The following is an 8,921-nucleotide window of genomic DNA, read 5'->3' as shown; positions in this document are numbered from 1 at the left end:
AGCCAGCGCCGGCGCGTGAGCTGTGACGGCCTCCGTGCCGTCACCATTGAACCTACGCCGCTGTGCAGAGCCAGCCCGCCGAGCCGGAGCGACGGTCGTCGACGACCGCCGCCAGCGCGCGAAGGAAACCCCTTTCTCCGTGGCCCTCCCGAATCAGCCCGTGTCTCAGCGCTCCGACGATCCGGTACGAGTCGCCGACGTGGTCCCCGGGTTCGCGGACGCGTTCGGTTTCGAGGAGTTCAACGCGATGCAGCGGGAGGCGCTGCCGGTGTTACTGGAGCGCGACGACAACGTTATCGCCAGCGCCCCGACCGCCTCCGGCAAGACTGCGCTCGCAGAGCTCGCCATCTGCAAGACGCTGCAGGAGGGCGGCACCGCGCTGTTCATCGCGCCGATGCGGGCGCTGACAAACGAGAAAGAGGCGGAGTGGGACCGGTTCGAGGGGTTGGGCTACTCCGTCTACGTCGTCACTGGCGAACGGGACCTGAACCCGCGGCGCGCCGAGCGGGCGGATATCCTGGTGATGACGCCCGAGAAAACCGACTCCGCCACGCGGAAACACGAGTCCGCGCGCTACGGCTTTATCACCGACGTGGACTGCTGTGTTATCGACGAGGTCCACCTGCTGGACTCGGAGAAGCGCGGCTCCGTGCTGGAGGTCACCGTTTCGCGGCTCCGCCGGCTCTGTGATCCCCGCGTGGTCGCGCTCTCGGCGACGATGCCCAACATCGGCGACGTGGCCGAGTGGCTCGACGCGCCACCGGAGGCCACGTTCCACTTCGACGAGAGCTACCGCCCGGTCGACCTCGAGACCGGGGTGAAGACGTATCGCCACGGCGAGAACTCCTTCGCGGACAAGTACCGTCGGCTCTATCGCGCACTCGACCTCTCGAAGCCGCATATCCGCGAGGAGGGCCAGACGTTGGTGTTCGTCTCCTCCAGACAGGACACCGTCAGGGCCGCCGAGAAAGCCCGGGACGAGACGACCGACTGGGATATCGAGATGGGCTCGCGCGGGGCGTACGACTTCCACACCGCGGCCAAGGAGGTGGAGAACGAGACGCTCCGGCGCTCCGTCGTCGACGGTGTCGCCTTCCACCACGCCGGGCTCTCGAAGCACGACAAGGACCTGGTCGAGCAGTGGTTCAAAGAAGGTCGGATTCAGCTTCTCTTTTCGACCTCGACGCTCGCGTGGGGGGTGAACCTCCCAGCCCGCTGTGTGGTGATCCGGGACACGAAATACCACGACCCGCTGGAGGGCGATGTCGACATCTCGCCGCTGGACGTGCTGCAGATGCTCGGGCGGGCGGGCCGCCCGGGTTACGACGACGTGGGCTACGGGTGGGTCATCTGTGACGACGGTGACGCCGACAAATACCGCCGCCTGCTCCGCGAGGGCAAGGAGATCGAGTCCACGCTGGAGGGTGAACTCCGGACCCACCTCAACGCCGAGGTGGCGATGGGCACCGTCTCGGACCTGGAGGAGGTGCTGTCGTGGGTCGAGACGACGTTCTACTACGTCCGCGCGAAGTCCAAGCCCGATGCGTACCGGTTCGAGGGCCTCCGCGAGCGCGTACGGGGCGTCGTCGAGAGCCTCGTCGACTCGGGGTTCATCGCGACGGACGACGAACTCGGGCTGGAGCCGACGACGCTCGGCCGCCTCGCCTCGAACTACTACCTCCGCCTCGACACCGCAGGGGGGTTCCGCGAACTCGGCGAGCGCGACCGCCTCACCGACAACGGCGTGCTGGAGACTGTCGCCGCCGCCGGCGAGTTCGACTCCGTCTCCGCCCGCCAGGCGGAGACCGACGCCATCGACCAGGTGCTCTCGGCACACGATGTCGAGACGGATCTGGAGGAGGGGAACCGGAAGGTGCTTGCCATCCTTCACGCCGCGATGGTCGGGCGCACGCCGAGCGAACTCCGCTCGGACGCCTGGATCATCCGACAGAACGCGCTACGCCTGCTGGCGGCGCTCCGGGAGTTCGCCACCGCCTTCGCCGGTCCGCGGGCGGCGAACCTCGTCCGCCGCGTCGAGGCCCGCGTCGAGCACGGCGTGGGCCGCGAGGAGGTGCCGCTCACCGCCGTCGAGGGGGTCGGTGCTGGCCGCGCGGAGACGCTCGTCGGCGGCGGCTTCGTCTCACCCGCTGATCTCGTTGCCGCCGGCGTCGAGCAACTCAGCCAAACCGGGCTCTCGGAGAGCGTCGCCGAGCGTATCGTCGATGCCGCTCGGAGCCTGCCGCAGGTCTCGGTTGAGTGGGGCTCGTTCCCTGAAACTATCGCGCTCGGCGAGAACGAGATGTGTGAACTGGCGGTCCGCAACGTCGGCGGCGGCGCTCGCGCGGGGATTCGCGTAACGGTCAACGGAACCGAGATGACCGAGACGACGACGTATCTCTCCGACAGTGAGACGGTGCCAGCACCGGTGTTCGGAGCCGACGCGGACGAACTGGCGTTCACCGTCGAGGTGGTGTTCCCCGAACTGCCGCTCGCGCCGGTGCGGGAGAGTCGTTCGGTGCGGGTGGAGTAGCCAGCAGTTAGGTTTCAGCGGAGACTCGCCCCAGCAGCTCTTCTCGAAGTTCTGCCGGCCCCTCACACACCACGTCACACGCCGAGAGATCCGTCTCGATGTTGTGGTCGACCCGGTAACCGACGACCGACAGTCCGGCTCTGGAGGCCGCGAGCGACCCGTTCCGTGAGTCCTCGACGGCGACGCAGCCGGCAGGATCGACGCGCAACCTGTCAGCAGCGGCCTCATAGATGCCCGGTTCGGGCTTTCCCGGCCCGTCGACGTCGTCGTCGGAGAGCGTCAGGTCGAACGAGAGGCCGAACCGGTCGAGGACGTAGCCCATCCAGTTCGGGGGCGACGAGGAAACCAGCCCCACCGGGATTCTGGCGTCTTGGGCCGCCGTCTGCACCTCGCCGAACCTATCGAGTAGGCGGACCCGCTCGCGGTAGATGCTCTCGGCGGTCTCGTCGTAGCGGCGGACGAACTCGGCTTTCGAAACTGTCGTCTCGTACTCCCTGTCGAGGTAGTCGTAGATCTCCCGGTACGGCATCCCGGTGATCTCGTCGAGGTCGGGAACCGCGCCGTCGAGCACCGCCGGCAGCAACTCGTCGCGCTCGGTGGCGTGCCAGTAGTCCTCGGAGTCGACGACGACGCCGTCCATGTCGAACAGCAGCGCGTCCATGGCCGGCTCTCACCCCCGTCCCTCATCGTGTTTGGGGTTTCGCACCGCTGTTCAAGGCGGATGACGGGACCAGTCCCGCACGTGACCGAGACACTCCGACTGTTCGCGGGCGACTGCACCGTCGAGTTCACGGGCGAGAGCGAGCGTATCCACCGGGGCTACGTGCTGGTTATCGTCAAACCGGACCGCACAGTGCTGGTCCACGACGCCGGCGGCTACCAGCCCGTGGCGTGGCTCACGCGTGCTGACGAGGTAACGACCGAAACCGAGGGCGACTCCTTCGCCGTCAGCGCCAGCGCGGGCGACCAGCAGCTCCAGGTCGTCTCCCACGTCCCGACCACCCAGCGGGAGCTCCCGATCTCCGAGGCCGGCGTGCCGGTTGGCGAGTGCCCCGACTGCGGCGACTGTCTCGTGCGAGCCAACGGCGACGTGGTCTGTCTGGGCTGTGAGGAGGCGTACGGCCTCCCCGCCGGCGCGACGGTGCTCGACGAGACGTGTTCGGACTGCGGGCTTCCCACGATGCGAGTGGAGCGCGGCGAGTCGTTCGAACTCTGTGTTGACTGGCGTTGTGAGTCGCTGGCCGATGCCGTCGCCGAGGCGCTCGACGGCCGCTGGGACTGCCCGGACTGTGGCGAGACGCTGGGCGTGGTCTCACGGGGGAACCGCCCGTTCCTTGGCTGTGAGGCCTACCCCGAGTGCGAGACGACGTTCTCCATCCCGGCCGGACAGGCAGTGGGCGCGTGTCCCTGTGGGCTCCCGGTGTTCGAGACGCCGGTCGGGAGGCGCTGTCTCGATGGCACCTGCGACCTGGACGACGATGAGGGGGTAACCGAACGCTATGGCGGGCCTTGAGTTCCCGCCGATCGAACTGGGTGATCGGGTTCCTGCACGGCGGTGACCACAGCCCCTATAGTTCCGCGTCTGGGAACATACTCATGAACGGGACGCTCCGCGACGGCGTTGTCCATCTCTCGGGCAACGCCAGACAGCAGTTCTACGACTCCGGGGGGTACGGCCGGCCGGCCGGCGGGAGCGACCTCGTGCTCGCGCCGGTCGAGGCCGCACACCTGCTCTACCGGGGCGACCTGGACGCGGTCCGCGACGAGGACGGGACGTCACTGAGGTTCCGTTCGCTCCTCACCCGGACGGACGCCGTGCGCGCCTTCGTCGTCTATAAGGACCTCAGAGATCGTGGGTTCTACCTCTCGCCGGCTCGTGAAGGCTGGATCGACCACCCCGACACCGCGGATTTGGTCGTCTACCCACGCGGGAAAGGGCCGGCCGACGACGAAATCGCCTACCGGCTCCACGTCGTGGGCGAGCGCTCGCCACTGCCAGCTACGACCATCGATGGCCACGTCCTCGCCGTCGTCGACGAGGACGGGGAGCTCACCTACTTCGGGACGGAGTGGCTCTCGCCCTCCGGCACCGCGGACCCGACGCTCCCCGAGGAGCTGGACGCGACGCTGATGGAGGACCGGATGCTGGTCTGGAACCCGCCAGAAACGCTCTACGAGACGGGCTTTTTCGGCCAGCGTCTCGCGGGTCGGAACGCCGACTCGGGGCCGCTCCAGCTCTCGCTGCTGGAAGCGGCGTATCTCGCCGACTGCGACGTGATCGAGATGAGCGCCGCCGAGATTGGCACCCACGCCGAACAGGTCGAAGGCGAGCGGTTCACTCGCCGCTACGTCGCCTACAAGGCACTGCGGGAAGCCGGGACCGTCCCGAAATCCGGCTTCAAATTCGGAGCCGACTTCCGGGTGTACGAACAGTTCGACGGGGTGGAGAGTCTGGGCCATTCCGATAAGCTGATTCGGGTCGCCCAGCCGGACCACGAGTTCCTGCCCCGCGAGCTCTCGCTGGACGTGCGGCTGGCCGGCGGGGTTCGCAAACGAATGGTTTTTGCGCTGACCGCACACAGCGGAGAGATAGAGTGGCTTTGCGTCGAGCGGATCACGCCGTAACCATGACTGAGGACACACCACTGACGACCGACGGGGGCACCGACGCTGAACCGAGTACTGACGTTGCCCTCGACCCGTGGGGCTCCTCGACGATCTCGGACTACCGGAAGCTGTTCGAGCAGTTCGGCATCGAGGAGTTCGACGAAAGCGAGGTGCCCACCCCCCACTATCTGATGCGCCGCGGGGTCATCTTCGGTCACCGCGAGTACGGCCGCGTGGTCGAGGCGATGGTCAACGACGACCCCTTCGCCGCGCTCTCGGGGTTCATGCCGACGGGCGACCCCCACATCGGCCACAAGCTCGTTTTCGACGAGCTCATCTGGCATCAGGAGCAGGGCGGCGACACGTACGGCCTCATCGCCGACCTCGAGGCCCACTCGGCCCGTGGGATGTCGTGGGACGAGATCGACAAGCACGCGCGGGACTACATCCTCTCGCTGCTCGCGCTTGGCTTCGACGCCGAGAACGGAGAACTCTACCGCCAGTCCGACAACCGGGTGCTGCAGGATCTCGCGTTCGAACTCGGCTCGAAGACGAACTTCTCGGAGTTCGAGGCCATCTACGGCTTCGGTGGCGAGACGAACGTGAGCCACATGCAGTCGGTCGTCACCCAGATGGCCGATATCCTCTACCCGCAGCTCGAACAGCCCAAGCCGACGGTCATCCCGGTCGGGCCCGACCAGGACCCCCACGTCCGGTTCTCGCGGGACGTCGCCACGCGGATGCGGTTTTTCAAAGTCACCGAAGCGTTCGCCTCCTTCGCGGCCGATGCCGAGGAGCTCCCGTTCATCCGGGCCGCGTACAGCGCGCTGGCCGAGGCAGCTGACGACGACGAGCAGATCCGCTGTGAAGACGCCGCCGAGTGGTTAACGGCGGAGGAGAACGTCGACACGGCGACAGCCGCTGCCGAATCCGCCGCCGACATCGTCGACGCCGCCGCGCCGGACGACGCGGCACGCAAGAGCGCGGTCGGGAAGCTCCGGGCAGCCGGGAAGGAGCCGCTCCGCCCCCGGGTTCGGTTCCTCGATCGCAACGCGAGCGAGGCGGCGTTCGACGCGCTCGTCCAGGCGATTCCGGGCGAGAAGCGGCGCTACGAGGAGCATATCGACAGCTTCGAGCTCTCGGCGGCGGCGGCCGAAGATCTCGCCCGCGAGGTGGAACTCGACCACGACGGCTACGGCTTCTACCAGCCCTCCTCCATCTATCACCGGTTCATGACCGGGCTCACCGGCGGGAAGATGTCCTCCTCCGTGCCGGCCTCCCACATCTCGCTGCTCGACGACCCCGAGGACGGCTACGACAAGGTCAAATCGGCGGCGACCGGCGGCCGCGCCACCGCCGAAAAGCAGCGGGAACTCGGTGGCAAGCCCGACGAGTGTCCGGTGTACGAGCTGTACGCCTATCTGCTCGCGCAGGACGACGACGCGTTCGCTACCGAGGTGTACGAGGAGTGCGCCGGCGGCGAGCGGCTCTGTGGCGGCTGTAAGGAGCAGGCCGCCGAACTGATGCGGGCGTTCCTCGAGGACCACCAGGAGAAACGCGAGGAGGCGGCGGAGCTGCTGGAGGACCTCGATATCGACCTCGACACCGATCGGCGCGGCCTGGGCGGCGAAGAGGACGAGGACGCCGTCTGAGGCCGGTTTCGGCGCCGTCCGGCCATCGCAGCCATCGATGAACCCTTTTCAGCACCCCCAGCCTATTAGACGCTATGGTACCCGAGGCCCTCGAACAGTACCGGCAGCCCGAGTATACAGGTGAGAACCGCTGTCTCCCCTGTACGGCCGTGAACGTCGCTATCGCGCTGTTGCTCTCCGCGTTCGCTTCGTTCATCGGCACGCCGGTGCTCGGCCTGCTGGTGTTGGGCGGCTCACTGCTTTCGATCTATCTCCGCGGCTATCTGATCCCCGGCACGCCCGAACTCACGAAAGCGTATCTGCCCGACTGGGTGCTCGCGACGTTCGACAAGGCCGAGCGACCGCCGTTCGAGCCCGAGCCGGACCTATCCGAGGCCAGTGAAGACCCTGCGGCGGCTGACTCCGGGGCTGCGGACACGACTGCCACCGGCAAGCCGGCGAGTACAGAGACGGACGGACCTGCAGACGAAGCGCTGATCGACCCCGAGACGCTGCTGTTCGAGGTGGACGCCATTCGGGAGACCGGCGACAGCGAGGATATCGAGCTAACCGACGCCTTCGCCGACTCGCTGCTCGAGGGCGCCACCGAACTCCGGGACGACGAGGGTGAGCGGGCGACCGCGCTCGCTGGCCTGCTCGGCGTCGAGGCCACGGACGCGATCATCGAGGAGGAGATTCACGGGCCGGCGTTCTACGCGGGCGAGGAGCGACTCCACCGATGGCCCTCCGAGGCGGCGCTGCTGGCTGACGCGAGCGCCCACCGCGCACTTGCAGGGAGGGTGCAGTGGGAAACCATAGCGCCGGCGCAGCGACTTGGCATCGCTCGCGCGCTGCGGTCGTTCCTCTCGACCTGTCCAGTCTGTGGCGGCGCGGTCGGGTTGACCGAGGAGACAGTTTCCTCCTGCTGTCGCGCGTGGGACGTGTTTGCGGTCCGCTGTAAGGAGTGTGAGGCCCACTTCCTCGAACTCGAACCGCGGGATATCGAAGACGGGGAGGGTGAGCTGGTCGAGGAGAGCGAAGGCGCCCGTGGTGTCAGCGGCGGGTTCACCCGGTAGGGTGCGTGGTGAGGCGGCTCGCGGAACCTTTTTGCGCACGCGCCTGGATTTCCGGGTATGGCGCCCGATACCGCTGCGCTGGGTCCCGAACGCCAAGGAGCCGTGAGCCGCGGGGTCGGGTTCTTTTTCGCCTGAGTCGGTCGGCGGAGCCCGGGCCGCGGCCGCCCGGGTGAAATCGGCCGAGCGGGCAGGTACCGTTACCCGGAGAGCGACGCCGGGGTGACCGACGACGAACTCACACAACATGCGACTTCCAGAACGACAGGTCGCGGTGTTACACGCCGCGAGCGCGACAGAGGCAGAGCCCATCCCCGCTATCGCCGACGAGGCGGGGCTGAAAGAGGAGGCGGTCACCACCGCCGCATTCGAACTCGCCGAGGCGGGCCTGGTCGAGATCCAGGAGCGGACCGAGGAAGACGTCCGCCTGACCGACGAGGGCCGCGACTATCTCGCGGGGGAGCTCCCGGAGGTGCGGTTCTACCGGGCGGCCGTCCACGCCGGCGCCGACGAGTCGCCAGCGCCGATGGGGCAGGTCATCGGCGCCGCCGGCCTGGAAGGGCCGCAGGTCGACATCGCGCTCTCGAACTTCGCCCGGAAGGGGTACGGCAAGATCGAGAGCGGGAACGTCGCCGCCGATCCCGAGAGCGACTCCGATAGCGACCCCGAAGCCGCGGCGCTCGAGGCTATCGACGCCGGCGAGTCGGTGGCTGACGAGGCGGTACTCGGCCACCTCGAGCGCCGCGGGCTCGTGGCTCGCGAGGAGCACACGATCCGCTCGGTGACGCTGACCGACGATGGCGTCGACGCGCTGATGGAGGGCGTCGAGGCGACGGAGACGGCCGACCAGCTCACCCCCGAGATGCTCACCTCCGGGGAGTGGGCGGACGTCGAGTTCACGGAGTACAACGTCGAGGCCGACGCCGCAGAAACCGGGGCCGGAAAGGTCCATGTGCTCCGCCAGACCAGCGAGCGGGTGAAAGACGTGCTCGTCGGCATGGGGTTCCAGGAGATGCAGGGTCCCCACGCCGACGCCGACTTCTGGATCAACGACTGCCTGTTCATGCCCCAGGACCACCC

Annotated in this window: 6 protein-coding genes and 1 pseudogene; 6 read left to right on the top strand and 1 reads right to left on the bottom strand. The window is 67.8% G+C overall.

Annotation, left to right across the window (positions count from 1 at the left end; translation table 11 throughout):
- Positions 1-160: 160 nt before the first annotated feature.
- Positions 161-2,530 carry a DEAD/DEAH box helicase gene (locus V5A38_RS13365; RefSeq protein WP_332326261.1) on the top strand — a complete coding sequence of 790 codons (2,370 nt, stop codon included), beginning with the start codon at positions 161-163 and terminating at the stop codon, positions 2,528-2,530.
- A gap of 7 nt (positions 2,531-2,537) precedes the next feature.
- Here V5A38_RS13365 and V5A38_RS13360 read toward each other — a convergent pair whose 3' ends face one another.
- Positions 2,538-3,191 (bottom strand): HAD family phosphatase, encoded by a 654-nt coding sequence (locus V5A38_RS13360; protein ID WP_332326260.1) that lies wholly within the window; start codon positions 3,189-3,191, stop codon positions 2,538-2,540.
- 81 nt (positions 3,192-3,272) lie between these two features.
- Between V5A38_RS13360 and V5A38_RS13355 the strand changes: the two genes are divergently transcribed.
- From V5A38_RS13355 to V5A38_RS13335, 5 genes and pseudogenes are all read left to right on the top strand, one after another.
- The gene (locus tag V5A38_RS13355; protein ID WP_345786289.1) at positions 3,273-4,043 is read left to right on the top strand and encodes an Sjogren's syndrome/scleroderma autoantigen 1 family protein; all 771 of its coding nucleotides are present in this window, start codon (positions 3,273-3,275) and stop codon (positions 4,041-4,043) included.
- Positions 4,044-4,126: 83 nt separating this feature from the next.
- The gene (endA, locus tag V5A38_RS13350; RefSeq protein ID WP_332326258.1) at positions 4,127-5,155 is read left to right on the top strand and encodes a tRNA-intron lyase; all 1,029 of its coding nucleotides are present in this window, start codon (positions 4,127-4,129) and stop codon (positions 5,153-5,155) included.
- 2 nt (positions 5,156-5,157) lie between these two features.
- Positions 5,158-6,789: a tryptophan--tRNA ligase gene (locus tag V5A38_RS13345; protein ID WP_332326257.1), complete on the top strand. Its 1,632-nt coding sequence runs from the start codon at positions 5,158-5,160 to the stop codon at positions 6,787-6,789.
- A 74-nt stretch (positions 6,790-6,863) separates the two neighbouring features.
- Positions 6,864-7,844, top strand: a complete 981-nt coding sequence (locus tag V5A38_RS13340; protein WP_332326256.1) for a hypothetical protein — start codon at positions 6,864-6,866, stop codon at positions 7,842-7,844.
- Between the two features lie 244 nt (positions 7,845-8,088).
- Positions 8,089-8,921, top strand: a pseudogene (locus V5A38_RS13335) (phenylalanine--tRNA ligase subunit alpha); the annotation flags it as partial.

Origin of the sequence: Halolamina sp., from assembly GCF_036626355.1 — an archaeon.
Lineage (GTDB): Archaea > Halobacteriota > Halobacteria > Halobacteriales > Haloferacaceae > Halolamina.
Note: the sequence above shows the minus strand (reverse complement) of the source record. Positions and strands in the feature narration are given on the sequence as shown.

Coding starts and splice junctions, on each gene's coding strand:
- V5A38_RS13360 (WP_332326260.1), bottom strand. CDS start 3,191: ATGGACGCGCTGCTGTTCGACATGGACGGCGTCGTCGTCGACTCCGAG.
- endA (WP_332326258.1), top strand. CDS start 4,127: ATGAACGGGACGCTCCGCGACGGCGTTGTCCATCTCTCGGGCAACGCC.
- V5A38_RS13345 (WP_332326257.1), top strand. CDS start 5,158: ATGACTGAGGACACACCACTGACGACCGACGGGGGCACCGACGCTGAA.
- V5A38_RS13340 (WP_332326256.1), top strand. CDS start 6,864: ATGGTACCCGAGGCCCTCGAACAGTACCGGCAGCCCGAGTATACAGGT.